The 22,782-nt window shown below is 62.0% G+C and carries 16 protein-coding genes; 11 read left to right on the top strand and 5 right to left on the bottom strand.

Annotated features, from left to right (window positions below):
* The 4 genes from BTJ49_RS13635 to BTJ49_RS13620 all read right to left on the bottom strand — a co-directional run.
* On the bottom strand, positions 1-302 hold a 302-nt coding region (locus BTJ49_RS13635; protein WP_206098426.1), incomplete at its 3' end, for a transposase.
* 303 nt (positions 303-605) lie between these two features.
* Positions 606-1,220: an SLATT domain-containing protein gene (locus BTJ49_RS13630; protein ID WP_113065957.1), complete on the bottom strand. Its 615-nt coding sequence runs from the start codon at positions 1,218-1,220 to the stop codon at positions 606-608.
* 174 nt (positions 1,221-1,394) lie between these two features.
* A complete protein-coding gene (locus tag BTJ49_RS13625; protein WP_113065956.1) occupies positions 1,395-2,801 on the bottom strand; it encodes a reverse transcriptase domain-containing protein in 1,407 nt (468 codons plus the stop codon).
* Between the two features lie 60 nt (positions 2,802-2,861).
* Positions 2,862-6,410: a methylmalonyl-CoA mutase family protein gene (locus tag BTJ49_RS13620; RefSeq protein ID WP_113065979.1), complete on the bottom strand. Its 3,549-nt coding sequence runs from the start codon at positions 6,408-6,410 to the stop codon at positions 2,862-2,864.
* A 187-nt stretch (positions 6,411-6,597) separates the two neighbouring features.
* On the opposite strand from BTJ49_RS13620, the gene BTJ49_RS13615 reads away from it, so the two are divergent.
* The 7 genes from BTJ49_RS13615 (at position 6,598) to BTJ49_RS15575 (ending at position 15,656) form a co-directional block, all read left to right on the top strand.
* Positions 6,598-7,389, top strand: a complete 792-nt coding sequence (locus BTJ49_RS13615; protein ID WP_206098427.1) for a M48 family metallopeptidase — start codon at positions 6,598-6,600, stop codon at positions 7,387-7,389.
* A gap of 204 nt (positions 7,390-7,593) precedes the next feature.
* Positions 7,594-8,088: a YXWGXW repeat-containing protein gene (locus tag BTJ49_RS15855; RefSeq protein WP_206098425.1), complete on the top strand. Its 495-nt coding sequence runs from the start codon at positions 7,594-7,596 to the stop codon at positions 8,086-8,088.
* A 300-nt stretch (positions 8,089-8,388) separates the two neighbouring features.
* Positions 8,389-9,492: a Glu/Leu/Phe/Val dehydrogenase dimerization domain-containing protein gene (locus tag BTJ49_RS13605; RefSeq protein ID WP_113065954.1), complete on the top strand. Its 1,104-nt coding sequence runs from the start codon at positions 8,389-8,391 to the stop codon at positions 9,490-9,492.
* A gap of 126 nt (positions 9,493-9,618) precedes the next feature.
* The gene (gene yccS / locus BTJ49_RS13600) at positions 9,619-11,766 is read left to right on the top strand and encodes a YccS family putative transporter (RefSeq protein WP_113065953.1); all 2,148 of its coding nucleotides are present in this window, start codon (positions 9,619-9,621) and stop codon (positions 11,764-11,766) included.
* Between the two features lie 77 nt (positions 11,767-11,843).
* Positions 11,844-13,001 carry an isovaleryl-CoA dehydrogenase gene (locus BTJ49_RS13595; protein ID WP_113065952.1) on the top strand — a complete coding sequence of 386 codons (1,158 nt, stop codon included), beginning with the start codon at positions 11,844-11,846 and terminating at the stop codon, positions 12,999-13,001.
* 73 nt (positions 13,002-13,074) lie between these two features.
* Positions 13,075-14,778: a molecular chaperone HscC gene (locus tag BTJ49_RS13590; protein WP_113065951.1), complete on the top strand. Its 1,704-nt coding sequence runs from the start codon at positions 13,075-13,077 to the stop codon at positions 14,776-14,778.
* Positions 14,779-15,008: 230 nt separating this feature from the next.
* The gene (locus BTJ49_RS15575) at positions 15,009-15,656 is read left to right on the top strand and encodes a hypothetical protein (protein WP_146742347.1); all 648 of its coding nucleotides are present in this window, start codon (positions 15,009-15,011) and stop codon (positions 15,654-15,656) included.
* A gap of 12 nt (positions 15,657-15,668) precedes the next feature.
* On the opposite strand, the gene BTJ49_RS13580 is transcribed toward BTJ49_RS15575, so the two are convergent.
* Positions 15,669-18,554, bottom strand: a complete 2,886-nt coding sequence (locus tag BTJ49_RS13580; RefSeq protein ID WP_240601837.1) for an autotransporter serine protease — start codon at positions 18,552-18,554, stop codon at positions 15,669-15,671.
* Positions 18,555-18,777: 223 nt separating this feature from the next.
* On the opposite strand from BTJ49_RS13580, the gene BTJ49_RS13575 reads away from it, so the two are divergent.
* The 4 genes from BTJ49_RS13575 (at position 18,778) to BTJ49_RS13560 (ending at position 22,743) form a co-directional block, all read left to right on the top strand.
* Positions 18,778-19,953: an acetyl-CoA C-acyltransferase gene (locus BTJ49_RS13575; protein WP_113065948.1), complete on the top strand. Its 1,176-nt coding sequence runs from the start codon at positions 18,778-18,780 to the stop codon at positions 19,951-19,953.
* Between the two features lie 138 nt (positions 19,954-20,091).
* Positions 20,092-20,487 (top strand): hypothetical protein, encoded by a 396-nt coding sequence (locus BTJ49_RS13570; protein WP_113065947.1) that lies wholly within the window; start codon positions 20,092-20,094, stop codon positions 20,485-20,487.
* 218 nt (positions 20,488-20,705) lie between these two features.
* Positions 20,706-20,990 (top strand): hypothetical protein, encoded by a 285-nt coding sequence (locus BTJ49_RS15570; RefSeq protein ID WP_146742346.1) that lies wholly within the window; start codon positions 20,706-20,708, stop codon positions 20,988-20,990.
* Between the two features lie 145 nt (positions 20,991-21,135).
* Positions 21,136-22,743, top strand: a complete 1,608-nt coding sequence (locus BTJ49_RS13560) for a carboxyl transferase domain-containing protein (protein WP_113065945.1) — start codon at positions 21,136-21,138, stop codon at positions 22,741-22,743.
* Positions 22,744-22,782 lie beyond the last annotated feature (39 nt).

Here is a 22,782-nt window from a genome sequence, read left to right as displayed (position 1 = left end):
CCTTCCCACAACGTCCCGGTCCGGCCGTGTCGCCCATTGAACAAGCCTACATAGTTCCGCGAAAAGGCATGCATCAGTCGCGACACCGCACCCTTCTCCTGCGGAGTCATCAACAGATGCACGTGATTGCTCATCAGCACATAGGCATGCAGACGACACCCGTAGCGCAGCAACGCCTGACGCAGGCATTGCAGGTAGCGCTGGCGGTCTTCATCATCCAGAAAGCACGGAAGGCGGTTGTTACCGCGCTGCACGACGTGCTGTGGAATGCCGGGAATATCGAGACGTGGTGGTCGAGCCATGCAGTAAGCATCGCCCGACCCATCACGGCGCACTATCAGAGCAAACTGCTGCTCAACGTGCTCCATGCCCGCGAACGCATGTCAGAAATTGTCCCTGACACCTTTTTTGAACACAGTTAGTTGAAAATTGTCCCTGGCACCTTTTTTAAAATTATCCCTGACACCTTTTTATTATTAGTTTGAAATTGTCCCTGACACCTTTTTATGGACAGGCAGCGGCGAAATGGTGACACCTTTTCGACAGGCGGCGGCGAAATGGTGACACCATTTTTCGGACCCCTTATTTTATTTGGTGATTTCTTGTTACATTATGTATATAAATCCGAAAATTGAAATAGACCAAACCAATAACATCCACCCACGGGATGCGAGCGCATATTTTATTTTCACAAAAAATGATTCAATTATTGTTTGTCGCGGACTGCCTTCATTATTGAATAGCACCTCATCAGCTCTATGCATTGCTACAAAGTATCTATAATCGATCGGCTCATGATTAATTGCGCAAGAATTTTTAATTAATTCATACTCAGCCAGCAGCTCTAAAACTTTCTGTTCAGAAACATCTTCATCAGAAAGGATCACCTCTACCCTAGTGCGAAAACCAGTAAGCTTTTCAGCATTTTCGAACAGTTGCCTCGAATCTATCTCGAAGCTGGCATTAGACTCAATTAAACCCAAAACTAAAACCAATAACGCTAAAAGCGAAGAATACAAAGGCAAATGCGAAGAATAAATACTTAAAAATGAACTAGCGTGCAATATCGGAACAGCAACACCTACAGCTGATAGCCATGCGATAGTGACAAATGACCACCGATGGCGCAACTTCAACCTACGTGAAGCATTATATCTAGAGCCTGCTGTGATCCATACATTTTTTCGTAAATCGGATATTTCATTATGGAAACTTTTCATTTTTACCCTCTAAAAAAATGCGGAAAAGCCCTCAAATTTATCTCTAAATCTTTGTATCGCGCATTAATAAATGCCGCTACAAAGTCCTTTCAGGATGTGAAAACACACCAGGATCACCATCACTCGAAAATTCGAGGTACCCCATTGGGTAAGGACCATCTCCGCAAACCTAAACTAATACTGTGTACCTTCGTCAGAAAGCATATCACTGAGCTGACGATCTCGATAATTATTAAACCTATCTTTAATTTGTTTTACTGTTAAATTATCGTCTGGGCTAATTTGGCCCCGATACTCTAGAAATTTAATCATATCTGCAGGTGAAGTAATAATGTCATAGTTCCGAACATACCCACCGTATGGCCTGTATCGCATCTCAAAGTAGGCTCTAGAAAATTTCTTAAGACTATCTACTTCACTCTTCAAATCATCAACCCGTCTGAACATAGCACGAATTGCATTGTCTACCCTATGAAATATCTTATGATCAGTCACTTCTGAAAAATAAGAGACCCATCCGTACTTTCTACCCTTACTAATCGCACCTGATATTTTCTCATTGAGCTCTTCTATGAAAACTCCTCTATAAATCTCTTCACTTAAATATTTACGCCTCTCTAATATTTGCTTTTTATTGTGCTTATAGTTTGAAATTTTTGCGGCAAATGATTGAAGCAGATTTTCTACAGTCGACTCCCTAACAGTAACTAAAGGAACTTTAAATACATAACCAAGATATGCAAATGTTGATGCAATAGGTTGATGATACTGTTTTTTTCTTCCTTTGGTATGTACAGACAGGGAGCGGGCACGCACACGTGCCGCGAAAGATTTTTGAGCTTTACGGGTCTCTTTCTCACCGCCAAGGATTAATACATCATCCACAAAACGAAAATAACTTACATCCAACTCACGCATCGCGTCATCTACTTTATGCAAGTAAATCGATGCCAATGCGTTTGATATTGCGAGACCTTGCGGAACACCCTTCTCGGTTATGTATAATTTACGGTCTTTTACTCTGTAATTTTTAGGTACTGTTGGTGTATCAATAGCATGATGTATTAGATTTATAATTTGATTATTCGAAACTAGATTATTCATTAACCCCAACAACCTACCTCTATCCATTGAGTCATAAAAACTCTTAATATCGCTACCCGCAACCCAAACATCATCTTCGCTATATTTAGCTACTAGCCTAGCTACATCGCGCACGACCGCACTAGCCAATTTCGACTTGGCATATTTAGGGCAGATTAGTTGGATGATTTTGTTTAGCTGACTAAGTACCAACCTATCTCTGATAGTCGGTATTGAAATTAATCTAGGTGGTTTGTTTCTACCCTTCAACCGCAGAAGCTCAAGATACGGAGTAAATCTATAACCTCCCTTCAAACATTTTTCCGAAATTTTATCGACTTCTGAATATATGTGGCGGCCATATTGCACACCACTCATTCTATCTAACCCTCTAGTCGAAACTTCACTAAATTTACGTTCATATTCTTGAAGCAGAACCTCTGGAGAGAATAGGATTTCAAATGCAATCTGCACTTTTGTAACTTTGCCGACCGCCATGTCTCCCTACCTTGTTTTAAATGTAGCAAGCAAAATCTAACCTTACCCTTTGTCTGCTACTCACATATTCCGCCGATACTCCCCACCCACCTCATAAAGCGCATGGGAAATCTGCCCCAACGAGTTGAACTTCACCGCCTCCATCAACTCCTCAAACACATTCTTCCTCTCCCGAGCCGCCTTCTGCAACCTCGCCAGACTCTCAGCCTGTAGCGGATTCCGCGCCTCACCATACCGCTTCACATTGGCAATCTGCTGCCCCTTCTCAGCAGCCGTCGACCGAATCAACTCAATCTCGGTCGCCACCTCCCCCGCATGCTCCTTCGGCAGGAACGTATTCACCCCAATCAACGGCAACGAGCCATCATGCTTCTTGTGCTCGTAGTACATCGATTCTTCCTGAATCTTGCCACGCTGGTACATGGTGTCCATCGCCCCCAGCACGCCGCCGCGCTCGCTGATCGCCTCGAACTCCTTGTACACGGCCTCTTCCACCAGATCCGTCAGCGCATCGACGATGAAGCTGCCCTGCCACGGGTTCTCGTTGAAATTGAGCCCCAGCTCCTTGTTGATAATCATCTGGATCGCCACCGCGCGGCGCACGCTTTCCTCGGTCGGCGTGGTGATGGCCTCGTCGTAGGCGTTGGTGTGCAGCGAGTTGCAGTTGTCGAACAGCGCGTACAGGGCCTGCAGCGTGGTTCGGATGTCGTTGAACTGGATTTCCTGCGCGTGCAGCGAACGGCCGGAGGTCTGGATGTGGTACTTGAGCATCTGGCTGCGCTTGTTGGCGCCGTAGCGTTCGCGCATGGCGCGGGCCCAGATGCGGCGGGCGACGCGGCCGATGACGGTGTATTCCGGATCCATGCCGTTGGAGAAGAAGAAGCTCAGGTTGGGCGCGAAATCGTCGATGTTCATGCCTCGGGCGAGGTAGTACTCGACGATGGTGAAGCCGTTGGACAGCGTGAAGGCCAGCTGGCTGATCGGGTTCGCGCCGGCTTCGGCGATGTGATAACCGGAGATCGACACGGAGTAGAAGTTGCGCACGCCGTGGTCGACGAAGTATTGCTGGATGTCGCCCATCATGCGCAGGGCGAACTCAGTGGAGAAGATGCAGGTGTTCTGCGCCTGGTCTTCCTTGAGGATGTCGGCCTGCACGGTGCCGCGCACGACTTTCAGGGTGTCTTCCTTGATCCTGGCGTAGGTCTCGGCGTCGACGACTTCGTCGCCGGAGACGCCCAACAGGCCCAGGCCCAGGCCGTCGTTGCCGTCCGGCAGGTCGCCTGAATAATGCGGGCGGCCGTGCTCGGCGTAGATTTCCTCGACCTTGTTGCGCGCGGCTTCCCAGCGGGTGCTGTCCTCGCGCAGGTACTTCTCCACGTTCTGGTCGATGGCGGTGTTCATGAACATGGCCAGGATCATCGGCGCAGGACCGTTGATGGTCATGGACACGGAGGTGGTGGGCGCGGACAGGTCGAAGCCGGAGTACAGCTTCTTCATGTCGTCCAGCGTGGCGATGGACACGCCGGAATTGCCGATCTTGCCGTAGATGTCCGGGCGCTCGGCCGGGTCCTCGCCGTACAGGGTGACCGAGTCGAAGGCGGTGGACAGGCGCGCGGCGGGCTGGCCCACGGACAGGTAGTGGAAGCGGCGGTTGGTGCGCTCGGGCGTGCCCTCGCCGGCGAACATGCGGATCGGGTCCTCGCCGGTGCGGCGGTACGGGTAGACGCCGCCGGTGTACGGGTAGGAACCGGGCAGGTTCTCGCGCATCAGGAATTTCAGGGTGTCGCCCCAGTCGCGGTAGGTCGGCGGCGCGACCTTCGGGATTTTCTGGTGGCTGAGCGATTCCTTGTAGTTCTCGACGCGGATGGTCTTGTCGCGAACCTTGTATTCGGTGACGTCCTCGGTGACCGACTTGTAGCGTTCCGGCCAGGCGCGCAGCAGATCGACGGCCTCACTGGACAGATCCTTCAGCGCCTCGTTGTAGCGCTGGCGCAGCACCAGCAGGCTGCGATCGACGCCGCCCTGCCCGTTCTCCTCGGTTTCCCAGTAGCTGCTTTCGTCGTCGCTGTCGCGGTGAATGTGCGCACCGGCGTTGGCGCTGACTTCGGCGGCGGGATACAGCTCCAGTGCCTCGGGCAGCGCCGGATCGCCCACTTCAGACAGCGCCTGATGCATGTACTGCGCCTTGCTGGCGGCTTCGGCCTGACGCTCGATATCCGTGTTGATACCGCGGCCCTGCTCGGCGATTTCGGCCAGGTAGCGCACGCGCTGGCCCGGAATCAGCACGGTGGCGCGCGGTTCCTTGATGGCGGTGTCCAGCGTGGGCTGGAAGTCGCAGTGCTCGGAGCCGAGGCCGGACTCGCCGAGCTTCTCGCGCAGCAGGCGGCACAACTGCGTGAACATCCAGGTGACGCCCGGATCGTTGAACTGGCTGGCGATGGTCGGGTACACCGGCACCTGCTCATCGGTCAGGTCGAACTTGGTGCGGTTGCGCTTCCACTGCTTGCGCACGTCGCGCAGCGCGTCCTCGGCGCCGCGGCGGTCGTACTTGTTGAGCACGATCAGCTCGGCGAAGTCGATCATGTCGATCTTCTCCAGCTGGCTGGCTGCGCCGTAGTCGGAGGTCATCACGTACATCGGGAAATCGACCAGATCGACGATCTCCGAGTCGGACTGGCCGATGCCGGCGGTCTCGACGATGACCAGGTCGTAGGCCTGGCTCTTGAGGAACGCGATGCAGTCGGTCAGCACCGTGTTGGTGGCGGCATGCGCGCGGCGCGTGGCCATCGAGCGCATGAACACGCGGTCCGAGCGCAGGCTGTTCATGCGGATGCGGTCGCCCAGCAGCGCGCCACCGGAGCGGCGACGGGTCGGGTCCACCGCCAGCACGGCAATGCGCATCTCGGGGAAGGCGTGCAGGAAGCGCAGCAGCAGTTCGTCGACCACGGACGACTTGCCGGCGCCGCCGGTGCCGGTCAGACCCAGCACGGGGGTGTGCTGGCCGGCCATCTGCCATTCCTTGCGCAGGTGCGACAGCTCGCCTTCGGACAGCGCGCCGTTCTCGATCGCGGACATGATCGCGCCGACGCCGATCTCGTTTCCGGTGTCCGGCTGAGCGTTCGGGGTTTCCTCGGTCAGACGCTTGTCGCGCGCGGCCTTGGTGCGGCGCATGACGTCCTCGATCATGGCCGTCAGGCCCAGATGCATGCCGTCGTTGGGGTGGTAGATGCGCTCGACGCCGTAGTCCTGCAGTTCCTTGATCTCTTCCGGCGTGATGGTGCCGCCGCCGCCGCCGAACACGCGGATGTGCGAGGCGCCGCGCTCTTTCAGCATGTCCACCATGTACTTGAAGTATTCGACGTGCCCGCCCTGGTAGGACGACAGCGCGATGGCGTCGGCGTCTTCCTGCAGCGCGGCGCGCACCACGTCCTCGACCGAGCGGTTGTGGCCCAGGTGGATCACCTCCGCGCCCTGCGCCTGGATGATGCGGCGCATGATGTTGATGGCGGCGTCGTGGCCGTCGAACAGGCTGGCGGCGGTGACGAAGCGCAGCGGGGCGGCATCGGCCTGGGCGGCGCTCGCGGGGATCTGCTGGGCGGGCGTGCTCATGGGAACTCCAAGGTCAGAAAAATGCAGACCGCCATTGTATCGTGCGCCACCGATACAGCCATTTGTGCAACGCAGCATGCGTTGCTGCGTCACGCATTCGGCCGGATGGCCAAAGGCCTGCGGCGTGCTGCTGCGATACAGTGTCGGCCTGCATGGAAGAAGCCACGGGGAGAACCGCCGCATGAAGATGTCCGCCTGGATCGTTTCGCTCGCCGCCGCGCTGGTGCTGGCCGGCTGCGCCACCTCGCCCACTGGGCGCAAGCAGCTGATGATGGTCTCCGATCAGCAGATGAATCAGCTGGGCGTGCAGGCCTTCAACGAAATGGGCCGGAAGGGCAAGTTCGCCAACGCACCGCGTCAGCGCGCCTACGCAACCTGCGTGGCCAAGGCGCTGATCGCCGTGCTGCCGCCGAAATGGCGCAGCCAGAACTGGCAGGTGCAGATCATCGACGAGGACTCCGCCAACGCCTTCGCGCTGCCCGGCGGCCGCATCGGCGTGAACAAGGGCATGTTCAAGATCGCCACCACGCAGGATCAGCTGGCGACCGTGCTGGGCCATGAACTGGCGCATGTGGTCGCGCGTCACGGCGCGGAGCGCATGTCGGACAACATGGCGGTTCAGGGCGCGGTGCTGGCGGGCACGCTGTACGGCGCCTCGCGCGGCAACGACGCCGGACGGACCATGGCCGCGCTGGGTCTGGGCGCGGAGGTCGGCATTCTGCTGCCGTTTTCGCGCACGCAGGAATCGGAAGCCGACATACTCGGTCAGCGCTACATGGCGCAGGCCGGTTTCGATCCGCGCGCCGCGGTGACGCTGTGGCAGAAGATGGGCAAGCAGGGCGGCAAGGTGCCGGCCTTCCTGTCCACGCATCCCGCGCCGAGCCAGCGTGCAGGCAAGCTGGCCCAACAGGCGCAGCAGTTGATGCCGGTGTACAAGCAGGCGCGCGCCAGCGGGCATGCACCCAAGTGCCGGATGTAGTCGCCTCGGCAGGACACATCGCTTCCGACGGTGACGCGCGTTCCGTCCGCGACACCGTCGGCCATTCCGGACCACCCGGTCCGGCTGAACGCCGCTTCATGTAGCTTGCGCGTTTCTGAACGATCCCGCGCGGATCGTCAACGAGGGCAACCGTCGATTCGTTTTCTGCACTGCGGCCACCCGCCGCCCACGACGGAGCCAATCATGAAGACATTCGGAAAATTCTCGCTGCTGACCGCCCTCGCCCTGGGTCTGGGGACCGTGGCCTCGATTCCGCAGGCGCAGGCCGAAACGCGTTTGTCGGTGGCGATCGGCATCGCGCCGCCGCCGGCGCGCTACGAGCGAATTCCACCGGCACGCGTCGGCTATTTCTGGGCGCCGGGCTACTGGCGCTGGAACCGCGTGCGCTATGTGTGGACGCCGGGTCGCTGGCATCGCCACCGCGCGGGCTACGTGTACAGTCATCCGCGCTGGGTGCACCGCGACGGCCGCTGGGTGTTCCATCGCGCGGCCTGGAACCGTCGCGTCGCGCACCGCGCTTACCGGCATGGTCGCTACGTGCAGTATCGCCGCGACATGCGTCACGAGCGGCGTGTCGAGCGGCGTGTGGAACGCCGTCACGAGCGTCGCTACGACCGCCGCTACGACCGCCGCTACGACCGTCGGCACGACCGCCGCTACGACCGCGACGACGACTGAGTCACGAACACGATTCCGGCCCGAAGGCCGCGAACCCGACGCCCGCCGCTGCGCGGGCGTCTTTGATTTTGCCCCTGCGCAGGCGCGGTCGCGTATGCCACAACCCCGCCCTGGTCGCAAACTGTCGCTGGCGACGACGAGGTACTACACTACGCGCCCATACGCCGGCCCCGCCCTGCTGCGAGGCCCATCAATTCACGTCAAATCAAGTACCTAGCACCGAGAATTGACACCCCTTGCCAGAGCTGAAGCAGCCGCTCACGGCGCTGCCCTGCCTGCTCACACGGAGTCTTGAGTCCGATGATTTTCGAAACAATCGCCAAAACCGGTCACGAGGAAGTCGTTTTCTGCCACAACAAGGATGTCGGGCTGAAAGCCATCATCGCCATCCACAACACGGTGCTGGGTCCCGCCCTGGGCGGCCTGCGCATGTGGCCGTACAAGACCGAGGAAGAGGCGGTCAACGACGTGCTGCGCCTGTCGCGCGGCATGACCTACAAGAACGCGGTGGCCGGCCTGAACCTGGGCGGCGGCAAGGCCGTCATCATCGGCGATCCGGCCGTCGACAAGTCCGAGGGCCTGTTCCGCGCCTTCGGCCGCTTCGTCAACTCGCTCAACGGCCGCTACATCACGGCCGAGGACGTCGGCATCGACGTCAACGACATGGAATGGGTGTTCCGTGAAACCGAATTCGTCACCGGTGTGCATCAGGTGCATGGCGGTTCGGGCGATCCGTCGCCGTTCACCGCCTACGGCACGCTGCAGGGCGTGATGGCGTCGCTGAACTACAAGCACGGCAACGAGGACGTGGGCAAGTACAGCTTCGCCGTGCAGGGCTGCGGCCACGTCGGCAGCGAGTACATCAAGCTGCTGCGCGAACAGGGCGCGAAGGTGTTCGTCACCGACATCAACAAGGATGCGGTGCAGCGCTGCGTCGACGAGCTGGGTTGCGAAGCGGTCGAGCTGGACGAGATCTACGACGTCGACGCCGACGTCTACAGCCCGTGCGCGCTGGGCGGCACGGTCAATGAAGAGACCATCGACCGCATCAAGGCGCCGATCATCTGCGGCGCGGCCAACAACCAGCTGGCCACCGACGAGATCGGCGACGAGCTGAAGAAGCGCGGCGTGGTGTACGCACCGGATTACGCGGTCAACGCCGGCGGCGTGATGAACGTGTCGCTGGAAATCGACGGCTACAATCGCGAGCGCGCGATGCGCATGATGCGCACCGTGTACCACAACGTCAGCCGTATCTTCGAGATCGCCGACCGCGACAACATCGCGACCTACAAGGCCGCCGATCGCATGGCCGAAGAGCGCATCGCGATCATCGGCAAGGTCAAGCTGCCGCTGATGGGCAACGGCGGTCCGCGCTTCCAGGGCCGCATGCGCGGTCAGTAAGCGCAACGACTGCACGTCGCTTGTCGAAAGCCGCCGGATGCGTCCGGCGGCTTTTTTCATGCACGCGTCTCGCCGGCGCGCGCTTTTGTGTACGCTGACTGTGCACGTTTCCGCGAGAACCCCTCGATGCCTTCGTCTCCCCTCGCCGCCCTGCGCCGCCTGAGCGCGCCGGACCGCTTCGCCGACGCCCTGCGCGTGCTGCTGGCGATGCTCGGTGCGGTCGCGTATGGCCTGCTCGCACAGCAGCCGCACGTGATGATCGCCCTTCTGCTTGGCGTGATCGCGGCGGCGCTGGCCGAGACCGAAGACGGCTGGCGGCGACGGCTGCAGGCGCTGATCGGGACCCTGCTCTGTTTTGCGCTCGCCGCCTTCGCCGTCGAGGCGACCTTTGCCCTGCCCCTGGCGTTCGCCGCGGCGCTGACGCTGGGCAGCTTCCTGCTGGTGATGCTGGGCGCGGCCAGCCCACGCTACGCCACGATCGCCAGCGCCACGCTGCTGCTGGCGGTGTACACCATGATCGGCATGGACCAGCCCGGCGCAAACGCACTGCCGATCTGGCACGAGCCGCTGCTGCTGGTCGCCGGCGCCGCCTGGTACGGCCTGTTCGCCATGGGGTGGAGCGTGCTGTTCGTCCAGCACCCCGTGCGCCAGACGCTGGCGCGGCTGTACGCGACGCTCGGCGACTACCTCGACGCCAAGGCGCAGCTGTTCGAACCGATGCGCGACCTGCCGGTGCCGACCCTGCGCGCGCGGCTGGCGCAGATCAACGGCGATGTGGTCGAGGCGCTCAACGGCTGCCGGCTGACACTGATCGACCGGCTGGATCGACGCCGCCCGCATGCCGCGCTGGAGCGTTCGCTGTCGCTGTATCTGGCCGCCCAGGACATCCATGAACGCGCGTCGTCGTCGCACTACCCGTACCAGGAACTGGCGCAGGCGTTCTTCCACAGCGATGTGATGTTCCGCGCCCAGCGCGTGATGCGCGGTCTGGCCCAGGCCTGTCGGCAGCGCGCCGCGGACGAGCGCGTGGGCGCAGCGTTCCGCTGGTCGGACGAACTCGACGAAAGCATCCGCGAACTGCGCGAGGCGGTGACGCGGCATCGCGCCGGTCCGGAATCCGCGCCACCGGAACTGCTGCAAGCACTCGACCGGTTGATCGACAACCTTCACCATTTGATGCGGCGCATCGCCTGCGCCGAAGCACCCGATGCGGAAGACGCCGACCGCAGCCTGCACGACCCGACGCCATCCGGCCCCATCGAAGCGCTGCGCCGCATCCGCACCCAGCTCACACCGACCTCGGCGCGCTTCCGTCACGCACTGCGCCTGAGTCTGGCCATGCTGATCGGCTACCTCGTGCTGCGCCTGATCCACCCCGGCCAGGGCTACTGGATTCTTCTGACGGTGATGCTGGTGTGCCAGCCCAGTCACGGCGCGACCCGGCAGCGCGTGCTGCAGCGCATCGGCGGCACCTTCGTCGGCCTGTTGGCAGGCTGGGCGCTGCTCACGCTGTTCCCGGACCCGCGCGCGCAACTGGCGTGGACGGTGGCGGGCGGCGTGCTGTTCTTCGTGACCCGCTATCGACGCTACCTGGTTGCCACGGCGGCCGTCACGGCATTCGTGCTGCTGGCTTTCAATCAGATCGGCAACGGCTTCGAGCTGATCGTGCCGCGCATGCTCGACACCCTGCTGGGCGGCGCCATCGCAGTGGCGGTAACGCTGCTGGTGCTGCCGGACTGGCGCGAACGCGAGCTGGGCACGCTGTATGCGGAACTGCTGCGCGCGCAGGCCGGCTACCTCGAAGCCATCGTCGCCCAGTACGCCAGCGGCAAGCGCGACGACCTGCCCTACCGACGCGCACGGCGGGATGCGCACGAAGCCGATGCCGAACTGAGCGCGCATCTCGGCCATGCGCGCAGTGACCCGGCCGGCCAGCGCGCCGATGCCGACCTGACACTGCGCCTGCTGGCCGCCAGCCAGGAACTGCTCGGCCATCTCTCGGCGCTGGGCGCGCACCGACCGACATCGCCGGTTCCCGACACCGCTCGCGCGATTCCGACGCAGGGCTCGGCGCTCGCCGCCCGCATGCACGCGCTTGCGGACGGCTCATCCATGAACGACCAGGACCGAAGCGACGCCGGACAGAGCGTTGTGTCGACAGACGAAACGATGCCCGCCGAACAGCGCGTCGCTCTGACGCAGCTTCGCCTTCTCCGCGAGCAACTGCCTGTTCTGGAAGAACTTTACAGACACACCCGCAGCAACGCGCGCTGAGCGGAGTCGTTTCCCCGGATGCCGCCGTGGAGCCGCTGCGGTACCATGGACGGCCCTTTCCAAGGAGTCGGTCCGTTATGCGTCCTTTTTCCCTCGGTGATGATCTGGACATGCTGCGCGAGAGCGTGGCCGCCTTCGCGGAGAAGGAGATCGCCCCGCGCGCGGACCGCATCGACCGCGAGAACGTCTTCCCCGAGGACCTGTGGCGCAAGCTCGGCGAGATGGGCCTGCTCGGCGTCACCGTCAGCAGTGAGTACGGCGGCTCGGACCTGGGCTACCTGGCGCACCTGATCGCGATGGAGGAAATCTCTCGCGCCTCCGGTTCGGTCGGCCTGTCCTACGGCGCGCATTCGAACCTGTGCGTCAACAACATCTTCCACAACGGCAACAAGGCACAGCTGGAGAAATACATTCCAAAGCTATGCTCGGGCGAATACGTCGGCGCACTGGCGATGAGCGAGCCCGGTGCGGGTTCGGACGTGGTCGGCTCGATGACCTGCCGCGCCGAGAAGAAAGGCGATGTGTGGGTCGCCAACGGCTCGAAGATGTGGATCACCAACGGCCCCGACGCCGACGTGCTGCTGGTCTATATGCGCACCGCCGGCCGCGAGGCGGGCAGCCGCTGCATGACCGCCTTCATCATCGAGAAGGGAATGAAGGGCTTCAAGACCGCGCAGAAGCTGGACAAACTGGGCATGCGCGGATCCAACACCTGCGAACTGGTGTTCGAGGACTGCGAGATCCCCGAGGAGAACATCGTCGGCGAAGTCAACGAGGGCGTGCGCGTGCTGATGAGCGGCCTCGATACCGAACGCCTGGTGCTCTCGGGCGGCCCCATCGGCCTGATGCAGGCGGCGCTGGACATCACCCTGCCCTACGCCCGCGAGCGTAAGCAGTTCAACGCGCCCATCGGCACGTTCGGCATCATGCAGGCCAAGATTGCCGACATGTACACCGCGCTGCAGTCCTCGCGCGCCTACGCCTACATGGTCGCGCAGCAGTTCGACGACAACGTGAAATCGCGCATCGATCCGGCCTCGTGTCTGCTCAAGTGTTCGTCCGACGCGGTGCAGGTGGCGCTGGAGGCCATCCAGACGCTGGGCGGCAACGGCTACATCAACGAGTACCCGACCGGCCGCATCCTGCGCGACGCCAAGCTGTACGAGATCGGCGCGGGCACCAACGAGATCCGCCGCATGCTGATCGGCCGCGAGCTGTTCCACGGCAAGGCGTGAAAAATACTGCCTGACCACCAAAATAATGATCTGAAGGCGAAGCCTTCGACGACAATCAAGGGGGAAATCAAGGATGATCATTGGGGTCGACCTCGGCACTACACACTCGCTTGTCGGTGTGTGGAAAAACGGCAAACCCGAACTTGTTCCGAATGCCTTGGGATCACTCTTGACTCCATCGGTCGTCGGACTGGACGACCATGGCGAAATGATCGTCGGGGCACTGGCGCGCGAGCGTCTGGTGACTCACCCTGACCGCACCGTCGCTGCGTTCAAGCGTTTCATGGGCACCCCGCGAGCGACGAAGCTTGGCAAGCACACGCTCCGCCCCGAGGAACTGAGTTCTCTGGTACTCAAGTCCCTGATCGACGATGTCGAGAAGCAATGCGGCGAACGTCCGACGGAAGCGATCATCAGCGTTCCAGCTTATTTCAGTGATGCGCAACGCAAGGCGACGCGCGCTGCCGGTGAATTGGCCGGCATTCGTGTAGAAAGGCTCATCAATGAACCTACCGCCGCTGCACTGGCCTATGGGCTGAACCAGCGGGGCGCGGAGAACCGTTTTCTCGTGCTCGACCTGGGCGGAGGAACCTTCGACGTATCGATCCTCGAAATGTTCGACGGCGTCATGGAGGTACACGCCTCGGCCGGTGACAACTATCTCGGTGGCGAGGATTTCCTGGACCAGTTGTTCGACGCCGCGCTGCAAAAGTGTGGCATCACCGAACAGGATCTCGACCTGTGCACCAAGGCCACATGGCGAGAGCGCGTGGAAACGGCCAAGCGTCAACTGGGCACCCGAGCTTCCGTGGACATCGAAGTGCCGCACGGAACCAACAGCACAGAGGTACATTGCAGCTTCTCGCAGGAGGAATTCGAGAATCTATGCGCGCCCTTGCTCGAACGCATGCAGGCTCCCATCGAACGAGCACTCAACGATGCCAGTCTGACACCTGACGACCTCGACGAAGTCGTACTTGTCGGCGGTGCCTCGCGCATGCTCATGGTGTCTCGTCTGGTTTCGCGCATGTTCGGTCGCCTTCCGTTGCGGCACATCCATCCGGATGAAGCCATCGGCATAGGCGCCACCGTGATGGCGGCCCTGAAGAGCCGTCAGCAGGAACTCGACGAAGTCATCATGACGGACGTGTGTCCGTACACGATGGGAGTAGAAGTTTCCGAACGCTCTGCCTCCGGTCAGATCATGGAGGGTCTGTTTTCTCCAATCATCGAACGCAATATGGCCGTCCCGGTCAGTCGATCTGGATTGTATCGGCCGATGCGCAATGGACAGCGTTTGATTACGCTGAACGTCTATCAAGGTGAATCGCCCCGCGTATCGGACAATGTGTTGCTCGGTACGTTGAATGTCTATTTGCCCGTGAACGGATCGACAGAAACCGGAGCGGAAGTTCGCTTCACCTACGACGTCAACGGACTACTCGAAGTCGAAGCAGCCGTGATGGGCACGGATGAACGCTACCGCCTGGTGATTGAAAGCAACCCTGGCGTGCTCAGCAAAGATGAAATTCGCCAACGCCTGAAAGCATTGGAAAAAATCAAGATCCATCCTCGCGACCAACAAGCGAACCAGGCACTCATGACTCGTGCGAAGCGTCTGTATGCGGAATGTCTGGGCGATTACCGCAAAATGATCGGCGAGTGGTTGACGGCCTTCCAAGCCGAACTAGAAAGCCAGGATGAATCAAGAATTCGCAAGGCCAGAAAACGTATGGCGGAGATGCTCGAGCAGGTTGAAACCGGGGCTTTCCGATGACGCTTCCCCGGAATAACCCATGGCAAATCCTCGGCATCGCTCCGACGACCGACCGTCGAGCCATCAAACGTGCCTATGCGACGGCTTTACGACACTGTCGCCCGGAGGAGGATGCTGAAGGATTCCAACGCCTGCGCTTGGCCTACGAGTGGGCATTGAGCCGTCTCGGCGAACCCCGGCGCCCACTGGCAACTCCGAAAAGTCTGCCCCAGACTCCCGCTGCAATGCCCATGAAACCCGCTTTTTCGTCCTCGGCACTCAGGACAAAGCGCACAGGGTTTCCTTCACAGCAAGATGTCGTACCCATCTCTACAGATCCAGTGAAGGCCGCGCAGAGTCTGTATGAAGGCATGCAGGAAATTCCCGAGAATGCGCTCTGTGGTTGGCTCAAGCGACACAACGCCCTGGTTTCATTGGTACATCGCGACAGAATCTCCGCACTACTGCTCGAACGCGTGATCCATGACCCAAATCTGAGTCACAACCATGCGCTCGCATTGTGGGAAGTTCTGCAATGGTCGGACGTCCATCAATTAAGACGCCTGATCGCACTAAGGCCGGGCTCTATCTCACTACCTGATGTATTGCAGCACTTCCGTCGCATTCAATTCGAGGCAGCGGCACCTGTAAAACACGGCAACCGATTGGAAAGTCGAAGCAGCCAGGCCGAGTTGGAGCAAACAAGAAACCGGGTGGCCAAGGAAACACGTGCGCGTGTCGCCGTCACGGTGATGATCCTTCTCATCGGCGCTTCGCTCGTCGCAGCCATGGCCTATCTTAAAGTCTTCTCGGGCAACGGCAAGACGGGTGACACCAGCGTGCTGCCTCTGGCGCTTTTCATGTTCTTCGTGTTGGCGGTGTCCATGCGTAAACGTTGATCTGCGCTAACTTTAGAACGCCAGATTGAAGCGCGCCATCAGCTGCTTCGACTTGATCCGCTGCCCGAGCTGATAGTCGTAGCCGAACTTCAGCGTCGCCTTCGGACTCAGGTGCGCGTTCATGCCGACGCCGAACAGGCCGCTGTAGCGGGACAGGCCGATGCCGACCAGCGGCCGCCAGTCCTGCACGCCGACGAAGCTGGCATCGAACACGTCGCCGCTGGACGCCAGGGTGCGCTGCCACTGCACACGCGCCGTGAAGTCCACCGAGGGACCGCCGGCAAAATCGACGTGGTGTGCAGCGCGCAGGCCGACACCGGCCTGCCAGCGCGACAGCGTCTGCGTCGGCGACTGCAGCCCGAAACCGTACGCGCCCTGCTCTGCGAATCCGTCGCGGCGGATCTGTGCGTACTGCACATTCACATAGGGAATCAGTCGATTGCGGCCCTGGCGCAGATGCAGTCCGCTCTCGCCGTAGGCGACCTGGTACTGACCGTTGTAGTGCGTCGACACCGGCATCCAGTTCGCGCCCAGCAGCAACTGGCGACTGACGTTCTGACGGATATGGCCGAAGCCGACCCGGCCCTGGGTGTACCAGTCGCCGCGCATCCACCCGGCATAGAGCATGCCTTCGGTATCGCGGCTGCGGTCGCGGTCGGCGCGCTGCTGCAGGCGCTGATCGCCCTGGCTCTGACCGAAGGCGAAACCGGCCACGCCGTGCTGGCCGATGCGCCGGTCGCTGCCCACCAGCCAACCGTTGAGCTGGAAACCGACGCCATCGAAACCGCTGCGCGCCATCGAACCGCTCAGGTCGAGTTGCTGCGTCCACATGCCGTAGCCGCCCTTTTCGACCAAGTGATCGAAACGGTCGGACAGCGTGCGGCTGGTCGCGTCGATGCTCTGGAACGCCATCGCCGCGCTGACCGCGTGCAGTTCGCCGGACAGACTCTGCAGGGACAGTTGCGCGGCAGAGAGCGTTTGCGTGTGCTGGATCGCGCCGGCCGCACGGATGAAGCCGTTCGCCACCGTGCCGCCGCCGGACAGACTGGCGTTGACCTGCTGGAACGCACCGTCGACACGCTGCGCACTGCCCATCACCGCGGGCTGCGCACCGAAACCGGCGGAGGCCGCGGTGGTCGTGACGCTCAGACTGGTGGTGTCGATCCACACGTCGTTGACGTCGTACTGCACCGTGCTGCTCAGGAATACACCGCTACTCAGCGTGAAGGTGGCGAAGGTGCCGCTCACGCCGCCGGCTGCGGTCAGCAGGTTCTCGTGGCTGTTGGTGACGTAGCCCGCATCCTTGCCGACGATGTTGAGGTTGCCGTCGATGTTGGCCGTGCCGGCCACGTCGAGCCTGGAACCCAGACTGATCGACAGCGAGCCCGAACTGGCCTGAATGTAATTGCCGCCGACCTCGGCGTTGCCGCCCGCAACCAGCACGACGCCCGCATTGGAGAGGTTTCCCTGCACGCCCGGAAGACCGACCGGCACGTCGCCTGCGCCCACGTCGTACATGCCGGTGAGCGTCGCACCGCTGGCCACCGTCGCATTGCCGGGCAGCGTGAAGGCGGTCTGCAGGGCGCCGCCCAGGACCTGGGTATCGCCCTGGTAGGTGTCGTGACCGGCCAGCACCAGTGTACCGCTGCCGTCCTTGCTCAATCCGCCTGCACCGACGATGTCGTTGGACCAGGTCGAGGTGATGCCGTCGAAGCTGACCGAGACGTCGCCCCAGGCGAAGTTCGCCGGTCCCTTCACGGCCTTGCCCACGTTCAGTGCGCCCCAGCCGAACATCGGATCGACGCCGGCCGCACCCAGATCCGTTGCCGTGCCGAGAATGGTCTGCCGCACCATGTCGTTGTCGAAATAGGGAAAGGCCTGCCAGACCAGCGCCGCCGCGCCGGACACTTCGGGTGTAGCGAACGATGTGCCCTCGACAATGTAATAGTCCGGCGAGTTGGTGCTGGACGTCGCGGCGGCGTCGAGAACGATGACGTTGCCCGGCGCGCTGATGCAGTAGTTCATCGCCTTGCCGCACTTATTCGAGTACTCGGCAAGTTGTGTCGGATGATTGCTATCGAGCGCCGCGGCGGCGATCCAGCCGCGCTCCAGGTCCGGCCCCCAGTACGGAAGCGCCGCGGTGTCGCTGGGCTCGGGGTGCCCGACCTTGGCGTTGCCGTCGTTTCCGGTGGCGAAGACCACGATCCCGCCATGGTCGATCACGAAGGGCCGGTAGGCAGCGGCGAACGCCTTGCCGACCTGATCGGCGTTGGAAGGATCCCAGTAGAGGCCACCCCAGGAATTGTTCATGACCTGCACGCCGGCGTTGATGAGATCCGGATTCAGGTAATTGGCGAAGAAATCCGCGTCCGAGGGCTGCACGGCGTTGCCCTGGCCGCTGCCGTCGTCCTTGGGCGGCGTATCGCTGATGATGCGTGCCCCGACCAGATTCGCGCCCGGCGCAATGCCGCCGGGAAATTGCCCGTACGGCTGGCCGGCGGCGATTTCCGAGACCCAGGTTCCGTGCCCGACCACATCGTCCTTGGTCAGATCATTGGTGCTGGGATCCAGGTACGCGGGAAGATTCGTGACCCGCCCCTGCACGGTCGGGTTCAGGTGATTGATGCCCGTATCGACCACGCCGATGGTCACGCCTGCGCCGGTGAAGCCGGCATCATGCGCTGCGTAGGTGTTGGTCAGCGAAAGCTGGGCATCCAGCGGCGGCTGGGGAGGCGGAGGCGGTGCCGGTGCTGGCGCGGGCGCAGGTGCCGGTGCGGGCGGCGGACTGGCCGAGGTTGTCGGCCGGATGTTGCTGCCCCCGCCTCCGCCGCAGGCGGACAGACTCAGCACCACGGCCATGGCCACGGCCGCGCTCACGGGCCGCTTGCGAATACGCATCCTTCTCATCGAACTCCCCCAAATACACGGCAGACAAGCTGCCTTTTTGTTTTCCCCGAAACCGCAGTGTATGCGCGTGATGCGGCATCAACAACATGAGGTCGCCGTGTTCTGCACATCGCAACGCTGTGCCTCTCGATTGCCGCAATACCGGGCGCACCGTCATAATGCACGGCTCCGCAGCCGTCGCCGCTGCCCATTCACGTCATTCACGGAGCTTTCCATGTCCGACATCGTCATTGTGGGTGCCAAGCGCACCGCCATCGGCTCGTTCCTCGGCCAGTTCAGCGGCGTGCCGACGCCGACCCTTGGCGCGACCGCCATCGCTGCCGCCGTCGAGCAATCCGGCGTCTCCGCGCAGGACGTTTCCGAAGTCTTCATGGGCTGCGTGCTGCCGGCCAATCTGGGCCAGGCCCCCGCCCGCCAGGCCGCGATCGGCGCGAACCTGCCGCTGTCGGCTGGCTGCACGACGGTCAACAAGGTCTGCGGATCGGGCATGAAGGCCGTGATGCTGGGCCATGACCTGATCAAGGCCGGCTCGGCTTCCGTCGTCGTCGCCGGCGGCATGGAGTCGATGACCAACGCGCCGCACATGGTGCAGGCGCGCGCCGGCATCCGCTACGGCGACGGCAAGCTGGTCGACCACATGGCCTGGGACGGCCTGACCAATCCCTACGACGGCAAGGCCATGGGCGTGTTCGGCGAATCGTGCGCGGACAAGTACCACTTCAGCCGCGAGGACCAGGACGCCTTCGCCATCGCCTCCGTCGAGCGCGCACGCGCGGCGCAGGAGAGCCAGGCGTTCGACGCCGAGATCGTTCCGGTCACGGTCAAGAGCCGCAAGGGCGAAGTCAGCCACGTCATCGACGAGCAGCCCGGCCGCAGCAGCATCGAGAAGATCCCGAACCTGCGCCCGGCCTTCCGCAAGGAAAACGGCACCATCACCGCCGCCAGCGCATCCAGCATCTCCGACGGCGCCGCCGCACTGGTGCTGATGAGCGCCGACGACGCCGCCGCACGCGGTGCCAAACCGCTGGCGCGCATCGTCGCCCACGCCACGCATTCGCAGGAACCGGAATGGTTCACCACCGCCCCGGTCGGCGCGATGCAGAAGGTGCTGGACAAGGCCGGCTGGAAAGCCGAGGACGTGGATCTGTTCGAGATCAACGAAGCCTTCGCCGTGGTCGCCATGGCCGCGATGAAGGAACTGGACATCCCGCACGACAAGGTCAACGTCCATGGCGGCGCCTGTGCGCTGGGCCACCCGATCGGCGCGAGCGGCGCGCGCATCCTGGTCACACTGCTTTACGCCATGCAGGCGCGCGGTCTGAAGCGCGGCGTCGCATCGCTGTGCATCGGCGGCGGCGAAGCCACGGCGATCGCGATCGAATGCGATTGAGATAATCCGTGAACGAAGAGCAAAACCTCAACAGCCAGTGGATTTTTTTCGGCGCAATTTATATGGCATCGCCGAAAAGAACGCGCTATTAATAGGCCGCCATTACGGCATTCCACGGCATCTCAAGGGAGAAGCTCAATGAAGTTCACGCGTATCCTCTTAGCCTGCGCACTCATCGCCCTGCTCGCCGCCTGCGGCAAGAGCGGTTCGAACGATGCGCAGAACGCCCAGTCGGCCGCCGATCAGACCCAGCAGGCCGCGGATCAGGCCCAGCAGGCTGCCTCCGATGCGGCGGACAAGGCGCAGCAGGCTGCGGACACGGCGGCGGACGCAGCCAGCTCGGCTGCCGAGGCTGCCAGTGCTGCAGCGGAAGCCTCCAGCTCCGCCGCGGCGGCATCGTCCTCGTCCAGCATGGGCGACAAGATGGACGCCATGGCCAAGAAGGCCGGCGACAAGATGGGCACCATGGTCGACAAGGCCAAGGAAAAGGCCAAGGACGCCATGCATAGCGACGACAGCGGCTCCGGCAACTGAATCGTCGACCACTGCACCGAGAAAACCGGCCGCATTATCCGCGGCCGGTTTTTTTTATGCGCCTTCCACTGCGACCGATTCAGCGCCGCGAAAGGCGCTCGACCTGCACGAAAGTTTCATGAACAAACTCCATACTGCGGTTCGCTGACGCGCGCCACGAGCGCGTCGCGCATGTTTGAATGGTACGGCCCAACCCACACACAGGATGGAGGACATCCATGAACATTTCGCGTATCGCCCTTGCCGCCGCCATGATTGCCGCCCTCGGCGCCTGCAGCCACAAAAGTGACGACAACGCCCAGCAGCCGGCGGCAGCTTCCACTGCGGCCATGACACCGAGCGACCATGCCAGCATGACGCCGGACGAGAACGCCGCCATGCAGCCGACCACGCCGCCATCGAGCACGTCCGCTCCGATGGAGCCCGGCTCGGCCATGTCTGCGCCGGAACCGGCCAGCAGCAGCTCGAGCATGTCCGGCGATGACATGGGATCGGGCAGCTGACCCGACCGCACGTATCGCCGCGTGCGCCTTGAGATGCACGTCCACTGCGCCCGGATCGCCTCAGGCATCCGGGCGCAGTGCTTTTGGAAGCGGACCGCGCGACCCGTATCATGGACGCTTCGCTGATGCAGCCAACGGACCTTCCATGCCCATTCTCGAATCCCGCATCGACCCACGCTCGGACGACTTCCGCGACAACGCCGCGGCGCTGGGCGCGCTGGTCGACGACCTGAAGCAGCAACTGGATCGCGTCGCCCAGGGTGGCGGCGAGCGGGCGCGCACCAAGCACCTGGACCGCGGCAAGCTGCTGGTGCGCGAGCGTATCCGCGCCCTGCTCGACCCGGGCGCCCCGTTCCTGGAACTGTCCGCCTTCGCCGCGCACGGCATGTACGACGACGCCGCGCCGGCCGCCGGCGTGGTCACCGGCATCGGCCGGGTACACGGCCAGGAAGTGGTGATCGTCGCCAATGACGCCACGGTCAAGGGCGGCACCTACTTCCCGATGACGGTGAAGAAGCACCTGCGCGCACAGGAAGTGGCGCTGGAAAATCGCCTGCCCTGCATCTACCTGGTCGATTCCGGCGGCGCCTTCCTGCCGCTGCAGGACGAGGTGTTCCCGGACAAGGAGCACTTCGGCCGCATCTTCTACAACCAGGCGCGCATGTCCGGGCTGGGCATCCCGCAGGTCGCCGTGGTGATGGGTTCGTGTACGGCCGGCGGCGCCTACGTGCCGGCGATGAGCGACGAGACCATCATCGTGCGCGAACAGGGCACCATCTTCCTCGGCGGCCCGCCGCTGGTGAAGGCCGCCACCGGCGAGGAAGTCGACGCCGAGGCGCTGGGCGGCGCCGACGTGCACACGTCGCAATCCGGCGTGGCCGACCACTTCGCCGAGAACGATGCGCATGCCCTGTCCATCGCGCGCGACATCGTCGCCAGCCTCAACCGCACGAAGAGTATGCCGCTGGCCGTGCGCGAACCGGTCGAGCCGAAGTTCACCGCCGAGGAACTGTACGGCGTGATCCCGCAGGACACGCGCCGCCCATTCGACATCCGCGAGGTGATCGCGCGCATCGTCGACGGCTCCGAGTTCCACGAGTTCAAGGCGCGCTACGGCAAGACCCTGGTGTGCGGCTTCGCGCACATCCACGGCTACCCGGTCGGTATCGTCGCCAACAACGGCATTCTGTTCGCCGAGAGCGCACTCAAGGGCGCGCACTTCATCGAGCTGTGCAACCAGCGCAACGTGCCGCTGGTGTTCCTGCAGAACATCACCGGTTTCATGGTCGGCAAGAAGTACGAGAACGCCGGCATCGCCAAGGACGGCGCCAAGATGGTCACCGCCGTGGCCTGCTCGCACGTGCCCAAGTTCACCGTCATCATCGGCGGCAGCTTCGGCGCCGGCAACTACGCCATGTGCGGGCGCTCCTACGGCGCGCGCTTCCTGTGGACCTGGCCCAACGCGCGCATCAGCGTGATGGGCGGCGAGCAGGCTGCCAGCGTGCTGGCGACGGTCAAGCGCGACGGCATCGAGACGCGCGGCGGCGAGTGGAGCGCGGACGAGGAAGAGCAGTTCAAGGCGCCGATCCGCGAGCAGTACGAACGCCAGGGCCATCCCTATTACGCCAGCGCCCGACTGTGGGACGACGGTGTGATCGACCCCGCCGACACGCGTCGCGTGCTGGGCCTGGCGATCTCCGCATCGATGAACGCGCCGATCGAGCCCCAGCGCTACGGTGTGTTCCGTATGTGATCGCGCCAAATCGCTAAGGCGAAACTAAGTGGTTCGCAT

The organism is Oleiagrimonas sp. MCCC 1A03011, assembly GCF_003267965.1.
In the GTDB taxonomy this organism is placed as follows: domain Bacteria; phylum Pseudomonadota; class Gammaproteobacteria; order Xanthomonadales; family Rhodanobacteraceae; genus Oleiagrimonas; species Oleiagrimonas citrea.
The sequence above is the reverse complement of the archived record's forward strand: the minus strand, read 5'-3'. Positions and strand labels throughout refer to the sequence as shown.